Consider the following 14,469-nt stretch of genomic DNA (forward strand, 5'->3'; position numbering starts at 1 on the left):
CACCCGCACCAGCCACTTCACAGCACTTCGCCCCGCCGAGCTGACGCTCGACGGGGCGAACTGATCAAGACCCCGGATTAACCAACAGCATCCGTCTGCTCCGGGGCCACCGCCCCTTCCGCGTTCCCCGTGCCGCGGGGTGTTCAGCTCTTCGGCTCGGTGAGGTCGTAGAAGGTCGCGCTGCCCACCGTGACCTCGGTGAAGTTCTCCTGCACCCAGGACGAGATCTGGGACGAGGTGCCCTGGCCGCCGCCCGTTCCGCCGCCGCCCATACCGCCCATTCCGCCCGAGATGAAGTAGTGGATCCTTCCGGCCTCCACGTACTCCTTGAACTGCGCGAGCGTCGGGGAGGGGTCGCTGCCGTTGAACCCACCGATCGCCATCACCGGGTCACCGGTGGCGAGCTGGTAACTCGCGGCGTTCTGCGAACCGATGGCCGCCGCGGCCCAGGTGTAGGCGTCCGCGTTCTGCGCCAGGAGCGTCCTGGCCTCGGAGTCGACGGTCGCGCCGTTGAGCAGGCCGCCCATACCGCCACCGCCCGTACCGCCCTCACCCGGACCGCCGCCGGGCATTCCGTTGCCCTGCTGCCCGCCGGGAGCCTGGCCCTGGCCCTGTGCCTGGCCCTGGCCCGGCGTTCCGCCGCCGGGGAGGCCGCCACCCGGGAAGCCGTTGCCCTGCTGGTTGGCCTGGCCGCCTCCCTGCTGGTTCCCCTGAGGCTGACCGCCCTGCCGGCTCCCCTGGCCGGGGGGCCGCATGCCCCCGCCGCCACCGGGACCGCCGCCCTGTCCGCCACCGGGACCGCCCATGCTCGCGCCGGACGGCCCGGCGGTCACGATCGACCCCTGGTGCCCCGTGTTCAGCGTGCTGATCGTGTACGCCGTCGGACCGGCCAGGGAGGCCGCGAGGCCCAGGCCCACCGCGACCGTCGCGAGCGCCCGCCCCAGCCGTGCCGCGAACAGCAGCCCGGCGGCGCCCAGGAGCCCGCCGATCAGGACGGCCCAGCGCAGCCAGGGCAGGTAGTCCGGGGTGCGCCCCAGCAGGACCCACGACCAGACGGCCGTCACCGCGACGGTCACGGCGAGCGTGGCACCCGCCCACCGGTTGCCTCGCTCCTCCCACAGCACCGTGGCGCCCATGCCGACGAGCGCCGCGATGTAGGGGGCCAGGGCCACCGTGTAGTACTGGTGGAAGATGCCGGCCATGAAACTGAAGACGAGGGCCGTCATCAGCAACGAGCCGCCCCAGGCGAGGAACGCCGCCCGGACCGTGTCGGTCCGCTTCGCCCGGCGGGTCAGCCAGAGACCGGCGACGAGCAGGATCAGGGCCGCGGGCAGCAACCACGAGATCTGGCCGCCGATCTCGGAGTTGAACATCCGGCCGATGCCGGTCTCACCCCAGCCGCCGCCCTGGCCGCCTCCGCCGCCACCGACGCTGCCGGTCTCCTCACCGTTGATCCGGCCGAGACCGTTGTAGCCGAAGGTGAGCTCGAGGAAGGAGTTGTTCTGCGAGCCGCCGATGTACGGCCGCGAGGAGGCCGGCCACAGCTCGACGACCGCCACCCACCATCCACCCGACACGACCATCGCCATTGCCGCCAGGCCGAGTTGGCCGAACCGCTTCCGGACGGACACCGGCGCGCACACCGCGTACAGCACGGCGAGCGGCGGGAGGATCAGGAACGCCTGCAGGGTCTTCGACAGGAACGCGATCCCCACCGCGACACCTGCCCACACCAGCCACTTGGTCCGGCCGGCCTCCAGCGCGCGCAGCAGGCACAGGACGGTGACGGCCATCAGCAGCGCGAGCAGCGCGTCCGGGTTGTTGAAGCGGAACATCAGCGCGGCGACCGGGGTCAGCGCGAAGACGGCCACGGTGATCAGCCCCGCGGCGGCGCTGAAACGGCGGCGCACCGCCGCGTACAGCACTCCGGCCGTCGCGACGCCCATCAGCACCTGCGGTACGAGGATCGCCCAGGAGCTCAGCCCGAAGATCCGCACCGACAGGGCCATGGGCCAGAGGGTGGCCGGGGGCTTGTCGACGGTGATCGCGTTGGCCGCGTCGAGCGAGCCGAAGAAGAAGGCCTTCCAGCTCTGGCTGCCGGCCTGCACGGCCGCGGAGTAGAAGGAGTTGGCGTAGCCGGAGGCGCTGAGGTTCCAAAGGTAGGCGAGCGCGACGACGGCCAGCAGGCCGAGGAAGGCGGGCCTCGCCCAGCGCGGGTCCTCGGGCCTGCCCCGCAGGGCACGCCGCGGGAGCGTCGCCTTCGCATGTCCCGGGTGCGCGGGGGCGCCCGGGGCGCCCGGTGGGGGCTGGACGGGGGCGGAGTGGGTGGCCGCGGTCATCGGATCTTCCTCAGTTCGTGTGTGTCGGGGGCTGCGTGGGTGCCCTGGACGTCGAGCGTCACGTGCCGGCTCACGGGGGCGGAGGCGGCGTACGCCCGCCCGGCCCCGTACGCCTCAACGGCGTCGTGGGCGGCGCCCCTGCGGGTGTCCTGGTGGCCGGTGCGACGGTCGGGGAAGACCCAGGCGCGGAGGAGCAGGAACCGCAGCACCGTGGCCGCGAGATTCGCCGCGATCAGGACGGCCACCTCCGTGGTGTGCGACGCCGATCCGGACGCGGTGCCCAGAGCGGCCAGCGAACCGCTGGTGAGGGCCAGGCCGATCGCGAAGACGACGAGCCCCTGCGCCTGGTGGCGCACCGCCCCGCCCCGGCCCCGTACGCCGAAGGTGAGTCTCCGGTTGGCCGCGGTGTTGGCGACGGCGGAGACCAGGAGCGCCGCCGCGTTGGCGATCTGCGGACCGGCACCGAGCCGGAAGGCGGAGTACAGGGCGAGGTAGACGAGCGTGGAGAGCGCCCCGACGACGCAGAAGCCGACCAGTTGCTTGGCGAGTCCGCGCGGCACCCCGGGCACGGCGCGGTCGCGGGGGTCGTCCCCGAAGGGCCGGCCCAGCCGGTCCAGCGGCAGCGCCCCGGTGGCCAGGGCACGGCCGACCCGCCACACGCCCTTGAGGTCCTCGGTCGCGGTCCTCACGATGTGGACCGTGGAGTCCGGGTCGTCGATCCAGTCCACGGGCACCTCGTGGATGCGCAACCCGGCGCGCTCGGCGAGGACCAGCATCTCCGTGTCGAAGAACCAGCCGGTGTCCTCGACCATCGGCAGCAGCCGCTCCGCGACCTCCCGCCGTATGGCCTTGAAGCCGCACTGCGCGTCGCTGAAGCGGGCGGCCAGCGAGGAACGCAGGATCAGGTTGTACGCGCGCGAGATGAACTCCCGCTTGGAACCCCGCACCACCCGCGAACTGCGCGCCAGGCGCGACCCGATGGCCAGGTCGGAGTGGCCCGAGATGAGCGGGGCGACCAGCGGCAGCAGGGCGTTCAGATCGGTCGAGAGATCGACGTCCATGTAGGCGAGGACCGGGGCGTCCGAGTTCGACCAGACGGTCCGCAGCGCGCGGCCCCGGCCCTTCTCCTCCAGCCGGTAGGACCGGACCTCCGGGATGAGACCGGCGAGCCGCGCCGCCACCTGGGGGGTGCGGTCGGTGCTCGCGTTGTCCGCCACGGTGATCCGGAATCCGTAGGGGAACGTCCGCGCCAGATGGTCGTGCAGGCGCAGCACACACGTTTCGAGGTCCTTCTCCTCGTTGTACACGGGGACGACCACATCGAGTACGGGTACGGGAGCGCCGGCAGCGCCGACCGCTGCGGCCAGGAGATGTTCCCGGGCCGGCAGGGTGCTCCAAGGAGTGTCGGTTCGCATGACACAGACATTCGCCAACCGCCCTGTCACGGCCGTGTGCTGTGCCTGTGCCCGGCCTGTGAGTGCGCCCGGAAGACGTCGGGGGCGTGCTCCGGGGTCGCCGCGGCTCCGTACGACAGCGTGTCCGCACCCGCCCGGGGCCCGGACGCGGGCAGGCCCGGACCCGGCGCGGACCCTTACGACGACGTGCCCGAACCCGCCCTGGACCCCTACGACGGAGTGCCCGCACCGGTGGGGTGCCCGGCGTACGGGTTGCCCTCCACGGGCCGGGCGAAGGCACCCTCGGGGGCGTACGGCGCGCGGTGGCCGGGCCCGTGAGACGTGCCGTGGCCCGGCTGGTGAGGCGCGCCGTGGCCGGGGCCGTAGGACTCGCCGTGCCCGGGCTCGTAGGACTCGCCGTGCCCGGCGCCGTGTGCGCCGCCCGTGTACACGGCGTCCGCCGGCAGGTGCACCGCGAAGACCGTGTTGCCGGGGACGGACCGTACCTCCGCCCGCCCCCCGTGCGCGGCGACGACGGCCTGCACGATGGCCAGGCCGAGCCCCGTCGACCCCGCGTGACGGGAGCGCGAGGCGTCGCCCCGGGCGAACCGCTCGAAGACCCGCGGCTGCAACGCCGCGGGGATGCCGGGCCCGTCGTCCTGTACCTCCAGGGTCACCCACGGGGCGGGGCCGCGCGCCTCGCGGACCCGGACCGTGACGGTGGTCCCCGGCGGGGTGTGCGTACGTGCGTTGGCCAGCAGGTTGACCAGGACCTGCTGGATCCTGGTCGGATCGGCCGACACCGTCGCCGGAACCTCGGGCAGCTCCAGCCGCCAGTGGTGACCTGCCCCGGCCCCTCCGCCGGACGGGCGGTCCGCGGCGCGGGCGTCGCTCACCGCGTCGATGACGAGCGGCGAGAGATCGGTGCTCTCCAGTGAGAGCGGCCGTCCGGCATCGAGACGGGCCAGGAGCAGCAGGTCCTCCACCATGCCCGTCATCCGCTCCGCCTCCGACTCGATGCGGCCCAGGGCGTGCCGGGTGTCCGGCCCGGCGTCCTCACGGCCGCGCCGCGTCAGCTCCGCGTAACCCCGGATGGAGGCGAGCGGGGTGCGCAGCTCATGACTCGCGTCCGCGACGAACTGCCGCACCCTGGTCTCGCTCTTCTGGCGTGCGTCCAGGGCCGAACCGACGTGGCCCAGCATCCTGTTGAGCGCCGCACCGACCTGACCGACCTCCGTACGCGGGTCCGCCTCGGCCTCCGGTACACGTTCGAGCAACGCCACCTCCCCGCTGTGCAGAGGGAGTTCGGACACACGGGTGGCGGTCACCGCCACCCGCCGCAGCGGACGCAGGGCGACGCCGACCATGGCGGCACCGGCGATGCCCGCCGCGATGAGCCCGGCCCCGGTGACGCAGACCTCCACGACGATCAGGGTGTTGACGGCCCCGGTCACCTCGGCGGTGGGAATCCCGACGAGCACCGTGGTGCCGTCGTGCGCCTCGACCGCCTCGACGCGGTACTCGCCGAGTCCCGGCAGACCGACGTCGCTCGGCCCACCACCCACCGTGACCCCACTCGCCTCAAGGGCACCCTGCTGCGCATCGGTCAGCTGCTCGGAGGTCGGCCGCACCCCGGGGCCGCCGTCCTTGAGCACCTTCGACAGGGTCACGGCGCCGTCCACGGAGACCGCGCCGACCGTCTTGAAGGGCTCGCCGCCCATCCCGATGAAGTCCAGCGTCTCGTCGCTCCCGAAACCGCCGGGGGAGGGCGCACCCTTGCCGCCGGGCAGCGGCCCCGACACCCGCTTGGAGATGTCGTGCAGCTGCCCGTCCAGCTTTCCGTACATGTAGCTCTGGAAGGCTATGGCCGTCACCGAGCCGATCACCGCCGCGACGACGGCGATCAGCGTCACCGCGTACACGACGAGCCGGGTCCGCAGCGTCCAGGGACGGCGTGTCCTCCTGCCGGCCATGCGCTACTCGCCCGGCTTGATGAGATATCCCGCCCCGCGCCGGGTGTGGATCATCGGGCTGCGCCCCGCGTCGATCTTCTTGCGGAGATAGGAGATGTAGAGCTCGACGACGTTCGCCTGGCCGCCGAAGTCGTAGTTCCAGACCCGGTCCAGTATCTGCGCCTTGCTCAGCACCCGGCGGGGATTGCGCATCAGGAAGCGCAGCAGCTCGAACTCGGTCGCCGTGAGGTGGATCGACTCGTCGCCCCGGCTCACCTCGTGGCTGTCCTCGTCCAGGACCAGGTCACCGACGACGAGCGTGGACTCGCTGCGCACCGCGGCCGTGCCCGAACGGCGGATCAGCCCGCGCAGCCGCGCCACGACCTCCTCCAGGCTGAACGGCTTGGTGACGTAGTCGTCGCCGCCCGCGGTGAGCCCGGCGATCCGGTCCTCGACCGAGTCCCGCGCCGTCAGGAACAGCACCGGTACGTCGGAGAGTTCACGGCGCAGCCGGCCGAGCACGGCGAGCCCGTCCATGTCGGGGAGCATCACGTCGAGGACGACCGCGTCCGGACGGAAGTCGCGCGCGGTGCGGAGCGCACCAGCGCCGTCCCCGGCACTGCGCACCTCCCACCCCTCGTACCGCAGGGCCATGGAGAGCAGCTCGGCGAGCGGAGCCTCGTCGTCCACGACGAGTACGCGGACGGGGTTGCGGTCGGGCCTGAGCAGTTCAGTACGCCCCTGGGGCGAGGTCGTCATCATGGTTCAAGGCTGTGAGACCGCCGTGAGAGAGAGCTTTCGCCTCCCTGTGAATTTCCTGAGAAACGCCCCCGCCCGGCCCCTCGCGCTCACAGGAACAGCTTGTGGGCGTTCCCGTGACAGACCGCCCGCAGCCAGGCGTCACCCAGCCCCAGCCGCTCCAGGGCGTGCAACTGGTGGACGTACGGATACGGGATGTTCGGGAAGTCCGTACCGAGCAGGATCCGGTCACCGAGATCGGCCAGGCGTCCGCGCTGCGAGGCCGGGAAGGGCATGAAGCCCTCGGTGAAGTCGGTGAACGCCATGGTCGTGTCCAGCCGCACCTCGGGGTACCGCTCCGCCAGCTCCAGGAACTCCGCGTACTCCGGCATCCCCATGTGCGCCACCACCAGCCGCAGCCGGGGGTGACGGGAGAGCAGCCGGCCGATCGGGCCCGGGCCCGTGAAGGCGCCGGGTGCCGGTCCCGATCCGCAGTGCGTCACGACCGGGACGCCCGCCTCCGCCAGCAGCCCCCACACCGGGTCCAGCAGCGGATCGTTCGGGTCGTACGCCCCCACCTGGAGGTGCGACTTGAAGACGCGGGCACCCGACTCGACCGCCTCGCGCACATAGCGCTCCGCGCCCTCCTCCGGGAAGAAGGTCGCGGTGTGCAGGCAGTCCGGCACCCGGTCCGCGAACGCGGCCGCCCAGCCGTTCAGCCACGTGGCCATGCCCGGCTTGTGCGGGTAGAGCATCGAGGTGAACCTCAGCACCCCGAACGAGCGCAGCAGAGCGAGCCGCTCGTCCTCGTCACGCCGGTAGGTGATCGGCCACTCCAGACCGGTCAGCGGCCCCGCCGAGTCGAAGTACGCCCAGACCTTGCTGAGCACCCGCTCCGGCATGAAGTGCGTGTGTACGTCGATGAGTCCGGGCAGCCCGAGCCGCTCCTGGAAACGCAGCACCTCGTCACGTTCACGGGCGGCGTCCCGCGCCCCGCCGCCATCAGGACCCGGCGCACCCTCCTGACCGTGGTCCCCGGACCCCCGGGCGCCGCCGTGGCCGCGCTCGCCGGTGTCCGGCACCCCGTCGCCGTAGTGGTCACCGGTGCACATCCGCCCCACCTGCCTCGTACGTCTCGGGAACGATCCCGGTGACGATCTCAGAACAGCTCGTCCTGCACTCCACCGCCCCCCGTCGACAGGAGGGGGACACTGGTGGCCGAGCGCTCGTCGGCACCCGTCAGCTCCCACCCCGTCACGAGCCGGGTGTCCAGGACGACCTGCCCCTCGTCGGCGGTCTCCAGGTGGAGGTCCGGCCCGGCGGCGGCCACCAGCCGCCCGGCCACCACCCCGTCGTCCACCAGCCCGTTCACCACCCGCAGCACGGGTCCCACGGAGGCCAGCCCGAACACCTCCCCATGGTCGACCGCCTCGAACGGCAGGCGCTCCAGGGCCTGCGGCCATCCGGCGCCCTCCAGCGCCACGGCCCGCCCGTACAACTCCTCGATCTCCCGGGCACGTTCCGTCTCGCCGGGCAGCACGGCCCGCACCGCGCGCTTACGGGCGTACAGGATCCGGTCGGGCACCCCGAGCGCGCTGCGCAGCAGCTCCTCGGTCCGCCGCGTGGCCATCAGCGGCCCGCGCCCCAGCCAGCTGAAGACCACGGCCCCCTGCTCCCGCAAACGGGCCGCGTCACGCGACTCGCGGGTGATCCCGACCTTGACCAGCCCCGGCCCGAACCAGGCGAGGTAGACACGGTAGGGACGCGGGTCGTCGGCCATCGTGTCGGCGGCCACCGAGTGCGTCCGGTCCAGCCGCGCGCACTCCCCGCAGCGCGCCCCCGTACTCCGCGCGGGCACCACGGCCATGAGCGGACACGGATTGCCGCGCGCCCCCACACAGTGCCGCTCGCCCAGGGCCCGGAACCCGAGCTCCTTCCCGTACGCCAGGACGCTCACCCGGCCGGGACCCGCCCCGGCGTCACGCGCCCCGTCGCCGCGCGCCCAGCCGAGCGCGGGGGCACCGTGCCGGGGCCAGCCCATCCCGGTGCACCTCCAGCCGGTCATGCGCGCACCCCCACGGACGTGGTCCGGACGGGCCGCTCCGACGGGTGTGGGCACATGACTGGTCTCCTCCGCAGCGACAGGACCGGGGTGGGACCGAGCGGCCGCCCGGCGCGCACCGCGCGAACCCCGGACGACCTTAACGAGGAGGCGGGAACGGAGACGCGGACAGGGAACCGGTCTCCGGGGCCGGACCGCGAAATCCGGCCGATCCGTACCTCCGCGCACTCTTTCTAGAGCGGATTTCTAGAAACCGCCTCCAATTGATCTCACGGCGGTCCACACTGCCCTCATGTCCGCCGTACGGCACAGCACCTCCGCAGGAGGTCGATCGAGGTCGGCCCACCTGCTCGGCACGCGCCTCCGTGCGGCCCCGCAAGGGCCTCGTACGAGGGGTACGCGTCCTGCCTGACCGGCCTCGGGCCTTACGCGCACCGAGGCCCCCGGCACGACCCGGCGAGGGAACGGGTCGTGCCGGGACTCAGCGGGCTCCGGACACTCGGCCCGCCTTCCCGGCGGAACGCCCCGAGATCACCCGGCCCGGTCTTCCCGGCGTCCGCTCTTCGAACCACCACGGCACGGCGAACACCCTAGAATCCGGGCCATGGCTCTGACGATGGACGACGTGGACCGGTTCGAGGCCGCCATGCCCCGCCTGCAGGCCATCGCCTACCGCCTCCTGGGCTCCGCGAGCGACGCCGAGGACACGGTGCAGGACACCTTCCTTCGCTGGCAGGCCACCGATGTCAGCCGCATCGAGGTCCCCGAGGCCTGGCTCACCAAGGTGCTCACCAACCTCTGCCTCAACCAGCTGACCTCGGCCCGCGCACGGCGCGAGACCTACGTCGGTCAGTGGCTGCCCGAGCCCCTGCTCGCCGGGGACCCCATGCTCGGCCCCGCCGACACCGCCGAGCAGCGCGAATCCGTCTCCTACGCGGTCCTCACCCTGATGGAACGCCTCTCCCCCAACGAGCGCGTGGTCTACGTGCTGCGGGAGGCCTTCGACTACCCGCACCGCCGGACCGCGGAGATCCTCGACATCAGCGAAGCCTCCGCCCAGCAGATCTTCCACCGGGCGAAGAAGCGCCTGGCGGAAGGCAGGGCCCGGGCGGAGATCGACCAGGCCGCCGCGCGCCGGATCGTCGACGAGTTCCTGGTCGCCGCCACCAGCGGCAGGACCGAACCACTGGTGCGGCTCCTCACCGACGACGCGGTCGCGATCGGCGACGGCGGAGGAAAGGTCCCGGCGCGCGCCAAGGCCTTCGAGGGCGCCCGCGCGGTCGCCACCTTCATGCGGGGCATGTTCAAGTCCGGCAAGGCCCAGCGCGCCATCATCGGCGGATCACCCGAGATCTACGCGGCGGACGCCAACAACACCCCCGCGCTCGTGGTGGTCGTCGAGGGCCGCGTCATCGCCGTCATGTGCCTGGAGATCACCGAGGACGGCATCGCCGCCTTCCGCAGCCAGGTCAACCCCGACAAGCTCGAACGTGCCAACGAGCGGTGGGCGGCCGCCGACCACGGGGAACCCCTGCTCCGCCCGTTCTGATCACCATGTGACCCAGTTCACACGGTGCACCTGTCAGGAATCGCCCGGCTGTCCGGTTCAGGAGGCGAACCCCCGCGAGACAGGAGCAGGCACATGAAGCACCGCATCGTCGTCCTGGGCGCCGGTTACACCGGAGCCGTCGCCGCCGGCCGCCTCGCCAGGCGACTGCGCCGCGAGGACGTCTCCCTCACCCTCGTCGACGCCGAACCCGACTTCGTCGAGCGCGTCCGCCTGCACCAGCTGGCGGCCGGGCAGGACCTCACTCCCCGGCCCTTCGCCGAGATGTTCGCCGGGACGGGCGTGGAACTGAAGCTCGCACGGGTCACCGGCGTCGACGTCGACCGCAGGACCGTCGCCGTCACCGGAGCCGACGGCGCCGAGGAACTGCCCTACGACACCCTCGTCCACGCACTCGGCAGCAGCTGGAACACCCACGGCGTACCGGGCGCCGCCGAGCACGCCCACGACATCTCCGGACGGGCCGGGGCGCTCAGGCTGCGCGAACGTCTGGCCGGCCTAGAAGCCGGGCAGCGCGTGGTCGTCGTCGGCGGCGGGCTCACCGGGCTGGAGGCGGCGACCGAGATCGCCGAGACCCGCCCGGAACTCGACGTCGCCCTCGCCGCCCGGGGCGGACTCGGTGACTGGCTCTCGCCCAAGGGCCGGGCCCACGTACGGAAGGTCTTCGGCGGGCTCGGCATCACAGCGCACGAGCACACCGCCGTCACCGGAGTGGAGGCCGGCCGTGTGACCACCGCGGACGGCACGGACCTTCCCGCCGAGGTCACCGTCTGGACCACCGGCTTCGCGGCCCACCCGATCGCGCAGGCCACCGCGCTGGAGGTCACCGACACCGGCCGGATCGTGGTCGACCCGACCATGCGCTCGGTCTCCCACCCGGACGTCTACGCCGTCGGCGACTCCGCCATGGCCATGGGGCCGGGCGACAAGCCGCTGCGGATGTCGTGCGCCTCCGGAGTACCCATGGCCTGGCAGGCCGCCGACGCCATCGCCGCCCGCCTGACCGGCGGGAAGCTCCCCACCACCGAGCCCCGCTACTTCAACCAGTGCATCTCCCTCGGCCGCAAGGAGGGCCTGATCCAGTACGTCACCGCCGACGACCGCGCGATCGGCGCCGCCCTGACCGGCCGGTTCGCCGCCTTCTACAAGGAACTGGTCTGCAAGGGGGCTGCCTGGGGCGTGGCCAACCCGACGTTCGGACTGCCGACGCGACGACGCCCCGTCACGGAGCCGCAGCCCGGTCAGACCCAGGCCGCCCCGGCATCGGCCTGACCGGCCGCCGCGCCAGCAGACGCACCACCCGGCGCACCGTCCCGGGAGAACGCCGCACTCACTCGGAGTGCTGCTCCCGGGACGGCCACCGTCCGTCGGCGAACTGCTTTCCCCAGTAGTACGGATTCACCTCGGCCAGGGTCCTCGCCTCCCACCGCGTGGGATCGTCCTCCCGTGGGACGGCGACCTCTACGGACGGGCCCCACAGCGCGAGCCGTTCCTGACAGACCCCGCAGGGAGGCAGGATCAGGACCCTGCCCCGCTCCACGTCACGGCAGACGCAGACGGAGGCGGTGACCGTACGTTCCTGGGTGTAGGCCTGGATGAACGCCCCCGTCTCCTGGCACAGGGTGACCCCTCCGTTCATGTTGTCCAGCCCGACACTGGTCAGCACACCCCCGTCGGCGAGCCGCACAGCGGCAGCGCCCCCGGGCTCCCCCTCCGGCCAGCGCCGTTCCATGAGTTCCACCGCGGCGTCCACGAGCCCCTGGTCCAGTTTCATGCCCGGCAGCATGGCAGAGGCCCTGAGGCCTTCCGACCACCCGACCACCCAACCGCCCGAGGGGACGATCCGCTCAACGCCCGTGCCCACGACGACTCCTGCGCGACGGCCCGACCGGGCTCACTCGGACGCCCGTGGGACGCGAATCCTCACGCCGCCTCACCCAGCAGCCCGACGATGTCCGCCTCGGACCAACGCCCCGCCGCCCCGGGGCAGGAGGCGACGTACGAAGCGACCGCCTCGGCGTCCCACGCCCCGGCCGACAGCATGCCTGACGCCAGGCAGCGCACGTAGGCGGCCGAGGGAGCCACCCACGGCACGTCATCCATCCGCCAGGGGGCGGTGAAGGTCAGCACGGGCACGTCGTCGATCTGCCCGGCACACACCAGCGTCTCGTACCGGCCCTCGCCCAGAACCGCACGCCCCCGCGTCAGCGCGCCGGCCAGATCGAGATCCGTCCCCGGCTCCCGGTACATCTCCTGTGCCGCGATGTCCGCGAACTGCTGAGCGGTCACCAGATGCGCCCGCGCGGGCACCCGCCCGGTCGCGTACGGGTCGTAGAAGGCCCGCCCGCCGCCCCACACGGGCGACCTCGTCGCGAAGTACATCGCACCGGTCAGTTCCACCGCGACGGACCGCGCGGGCATGGCGCTGTCGCGGCAGCCGGGATACGCCCGCGCCGCCCCGGCCGGCCGGCCACCCCGGACGTAGGCCGCCAGACGGTCCAGGTTCATGTTCGATCCGTAGGACGTGTACCAGACCCGCTCGGGGCACCGGGTGCCCGGAAGCCTGGGATCAATACTTCGCGGGGACTTCACCGTGGCGCGCTCCTGGGGGCGTTCTCACTCTGCCGGGACGTCATACCGCAGACGCGGGGTCATCCGGTCGGGGTCGATGTCACCCGCTGATGTCAAAGGCCCCCTGGACGATGTCCAGGGGGCCTTTGAGCTGTGTGCACTCGGCAGGATTCGAACCTGCAACCTTCTGATCCGTAGTCAGATGCTCTATCCGTTAAGCTACGAGTGCGTGTCCTCGGCCTGAGCCTCGGTCCCGCTTCCCGGTTTTTTTCTCCCCGGTCGGCGTTGCGAGAACAACATTACATGACCTGCGCCGTGACGCGAAATCCATTAGCCAAACCCTGCCTGACCTGGGCAAACACCCTTCCGAAGCCAGTTCCCGCCACCAGAGAGGGGCCCGGGGTCCGACCCGCGGCGCAGCGGGAGGACCCGGATACGACCGAAGCCCCGTGCCTGGGGCACGGGGCTTCGGTTCGCTGCGGAGGCGGAGGGATTTGAACCCTCGATGGGCTTTAAGACCCAAACCGCATTAGCAGTGCGGCGCCATAGACCGGACTAGGCGACGCCTCCAGCACACCTCGCGCGAACGCGAGTGGTGCGTGCAGATGATGACACAGTCGAGCGTGCTGTCACCAATCGCCGCCCACGGTACTAGGCAGGTGGGCGGCGAGGCAAAGGGCTTAGGAGTGTCGGGCGGGCCGATGCCTGGAGTGCCGGGCGGGACCGCGACGACCGGGGGCCGGCTCAAGGGCCGTCCCACCGGGGACTGCGGGACAGTCCTCGGCGACCGCCCGCAGCGGACTCCCCGCACGGCATGGTTCCCGGCACGGTCACCCACGGCGGTTCCGGTCGGCCCCCCATGAGTTGCGCAACGTGCGGGCGTGCGGAGCGTTAGAGAGGACGAGGGCTCCGCCCTCCGACCCCGTCACCCCGTGTGCCGGCCTCCGCGTCCACCCGGCGCGTACCCGGCGGACCGGCGCGCTCCCGGGCGCGCCAGAACAACTGGAGCCCCGCATGCTGCGCCGACTGACCCTCACCGCCGTCGCGTCCCTCGCCGCCCTGTCGGCCGCCGCGCCCGCCGCCACCGCCGTGGCCCCCCTGGTGCCGCTGCCCCCGCTCCCCGTGCTCCAGGGGGACTGGCCGGCGGCGCAGGACTCGCGGACCAAGCTCACCGTGACGGTCTCGGAGTCCGGGAACCCGGCGGCCAACGGGACCTTCGAGCTGGAGTGCGACCCGGCGGGCGGCACCCACCCCGAGGCGCAGCGGGCGTGCGACCTGCTGGACGAGGCCGCCGAGTCGGGGGAGAACCCCTTCGTGGCGACGGACCGGAACGCCATGTGCACCCAGCAGATGGGCGGACCCGCCTCGGCCAGGGTGCAGGGCACCTGGCAGGGGGAGGCCGTGGACGCCCGGTTCAGCCAGGCCAACGGCTGCGAGATCTCCCGCTGGAACAACATGGTCCCCGTACTCCCCTCCGCGAGGTAGCCCACAGGCCCCGCCCCTCCGGCAGCCCCCGCCGGTGAGCCGGTTCGCCGGTTCGGCGGGGCGTACGCCGGGACTTCGGACCGGCCCGAGGGCGCTCGAAGGGGGCGCGTTCGGGCGGGGGCCGGCGGCCCGGGCACCCGCTTCGCGCGGCGATCCGGGGTGCGTCCGGGCCCGCACCGGGACGCATCCGGGCACGTCAGAGGGGGCGCTCACCGGCATGTCGTGGACCGCCGGCGTACACCGTGTGCACAGAACCTTGGTGAGAGCTCCCCCTCATCCGCCGCCCGCCACGCGCTCCCTGCCTTTAGACTCCTCCAGTGACAGCCTGAGGCCCGAGGGGCAGGATGGGGCCCGCTGTCGG

General features: G+C 72.5%; 11 protein-coding genes and 2 tRNA genes. 3 read left to right on the top strand and 10 right to left on the bottom strand.

Annotated features, from left to right (window positions below; translation table 11 throughout):
- Positions 1-143: 143 nt before the first annotated feature.
- From ACGFNN_RS18480 to ACGFNN_RS18505, 6 genes are all read right to left on the bottom strand, one after another.
- The gene (locus ACGFNN_RS18480; RefSeq protein WP_393557104.1) at positions 144-2,339 is read right to left on the bottom strand and encodes an ArnT family glycosyltransferase; all 2,196 of its coding nucleotides are present in this window, start codon (positions 2,337-2,339) and stop codon (positions 144-146) included.
- Positions 2,336-3,754, bottom strand: a complete 1,419-nt coding sequence (locus tag ACGFNN_RS18485; protein WP_393557105.1) for a glycosyltransferase — start codon at positions 3,752-3,754, stop codon at positions 2,336-2,338. The genes ACGFNN_RS18480 and ACGFNN_RS18485 overlap by 4 nt, the downstream gene beginning before the upstream one ends.
- A 209-nt stretch (positions 3,755-3,963) precedes the next feature.
- Positions 3,964-5,706 carry an ATP-binding protein gene (locus ACGFNN_RS18490; protein WP_393557107.1) on the bottom strand — a complete coding sequence of 581 codons (1,743 nt, stop codon included), beginning with the start codon at positions 5,704-5,706 and terminating at the stop codon, positions 3,964-3,966.
- A gap of 3 nt (positions 5,707-5,709) precedes the next feature.
- Positions 5,710-6,447, bottom strand: coding sequence for a response regulator transcription factor (locus ACGFNN_RS18495; protein WP_393557109.1), 738 nt, complete (start codon positions 6,445-6,447; stop codon positions 5,710-5,712).
- Between the two features lie 86 nt (positions 6,448-6,533).
- On the bottom strand, positions 6,534-7,535 hold the full coding sequence (locus ACGFNN_RS18500; RefSeq protein WP_393557111.1) for an amidohydrolase family protein: 1,002 nt from the start codon (positions 7,533-7,535) through the stop codon (positions 6,534-6,536).
- Positions 7,536-7,582: 47 nt separating this feature from the next.
- The gene (locus tag ACGFNN_RS18505; RefSeq protein ID WP_393557113.1) at positions 7,583-8,488 is read right to left on the bottom strand and encodes a DUF2797 domain-containing protein; all 906 of its coding nucleotides are present in this window, start codon (positions 8,486-8,488) and stop codon (positions 7,583-7,585) included.
- Positions 8,489-9,089: 601 nt separating this feature from the next.
- Here ACGFNN_RS18505 and sigJ point away from each other — a divergent pair.
- Positions 9,090-10,034, top strand: coding sequence for an RNA polymerase sigma factor SigJ (sigJ, locus tag ACGFNN_RS18510; protein ID WP_393557115.1), 945 nt, complete (start codon positions 9,090-9,092; stop codon positions 10,032-10,034).
- Positions 10,035-10,127: 93 nt separating this feature from the next.
- A complete protein-coding gene (locus tag ACGFNN_RS18515; protein ID WP_393557117.1) occupies positions 10,128-11,324 on the top strand; it encodes an NAD(P)/FAD-dependent oxidoreductase in 1,197 nt (398 codons plus the stop codon).
- Between the two features lie 58 nt (positions 11,325-11,382).
- Here the strand turns inward: ACGFNN_RS18515 and ACGFNN_RS18520 are convergent, their stop codons facing one another.
- The 4 genes from ACGFNN_RS18520 to ACGFNN_RS18535 form a co-directional block, all read right to left on the bottom strand.
- Positions 11,383-11,826 (bottom strand): cytidine deaminase, encoded by a 444-nt coding sequence (locus ACGFNN_RS18520; RefSeq protein ID WP_393557118.1) that lies wholly within the window; start codon positions 11,824-11,826, stop codon positions 11,383-11,385.
- Between the two features lie 149 nt (positions 11,827-11,975).
- Positions 11,976-12,560 carry a histone deacetylase gene (locus ACGFNN_RS18525; RefSeq protein ID WP_393557120.1) on the bottom strand — a complete coding sequence of 195 codons (585 nt, stop codon included), beginning with the start codon at positions 12,558-12,560 and terminating at the stop codon, positions 11,976-11,978.
- Positions 12,561-12,779: 219 nt separating this feature from the next.
- Positions 12,780-12,852 (bottom strand) — tRNA-Arg (locus tag ACGFNN_RS18530).
- Between the two features lie 250 nt (positions 12,853-13,102).
- Positions 13,103-13,193: transfer RNA gene (locus ACGFNN_RS18535), tRNA-Ser, on the bottom strand.
- Positions 13,194-13,637: 444 nt separating this feature from the next.
- Between ACGFNN_RS18535 and ACGFNN_RS18540 the strand changes: the two genes are divergently transcribed.
- Positions 13,638-14,108: an SSI family serine proteinase inhibitor gene (locus ACGFNN_RS18540; protein WP_393557122.1), complete on the top strand. Its 471-nt coding sequence runs from the start codon at positions 13,638-13,640 to the stop codon at positions 14,106-14,108.
- The last annotated feature ends 361 nt before the right edge of the window (positions 14,109-14,469 follow it).

Origin of the sequence: Streptomyces sp. NPDC048590 (assembly GCF_043199535.1) — a bacterium.
Lineage (GTDB): Bacteria > Actinomycetota > Actinomycetes > Streptomycetales > Streptomycetaceae > Streptomyces.

Excerpts from the sequence above, each read along its gene's own strand:
- ACGFNN_RS18480 (WP_393557104.1), bottom strand. The coding sequence starts at position 2,339 with ATGACCGCGGCCACCCACTCCGCCCCCGTCCAGCCCCCACCGGGCGCC.
- ACGFNN_RS18540 (WP_393557122.1), top strand. The coding sequence starts at position 13,638 with ATGCTGCGCCGACTGACCCTCACCGCCGTCGCGTCCCTCGCCGCCCTG.
- ACGFNN_RS18485 (WP_393557105.1), bottom strand. The coding sequence starts at position 3,754 with ATGCGAACCGACACTCCTTGGAGCACCCTGCCGGCCCGGGAACATCTC.
- ACGFNN_RS18525 (WP_393557120.1), bottom strand. The coding sequence starts at position 12,560 with ATGAACCTGGACCGTCTGGCGGCCTACGTCCGGGGTGGCCGGCCGGCC.
- ACGFNN_RS18505 (WP_393557113.1), bottom strand. The coding sequence starts at position 8,488 with ATGACCGGCTGGAGGTGCACCGGGATGGGCTGGCCCCGGCACGGTGCC.
- ACGFNN_RS18490 (WP_393557107.1), bottom strand. The coding sequence starts at position 5,706 with ATGGCCGGCAGGAGGACACGCCGTCCCTGGACGCTGCGGACCCGGCTC.
- ACGFNN_RS18515 (WP_393557117.1), top strand. The coding sequence starts at position 10,128 with ATGAAGCACCGCATCGTCGTCCTGGGCGCCGGTTACACCGGAGCCGTC.
- ACGFNN_RS18500 (WP_393557111.1), bottom strand. The coding sequence starts at position 7,535 with ATGTGCACCGGTGACCACTACGGCGACGGGGTGCCGGACACCGGCGAG.
- sigJ (WP_393557115.1), top strand. The coding sequence starts at position 9,090 with ATGGCTCTGACGATGGACGACGTGGACCGGTTCGAGGCCGCCATGCCC.
- ACGFNN_RS18520 (WP_393557118.1), bottom strand. The coding sequence starts at position 11,826 with ATGAAACTGGACCAGGGGCTCGTGGACGCCGCGGTGGAACTCATGGAA.
- ACGFNN_RS18495 (WP_393557109.1), bottom strand. The coding sequence starts at position 6,447 with ATGATGACGACCTCGCCCCAGGGGCGTACTGAACTGCTCAGGCCCGAC.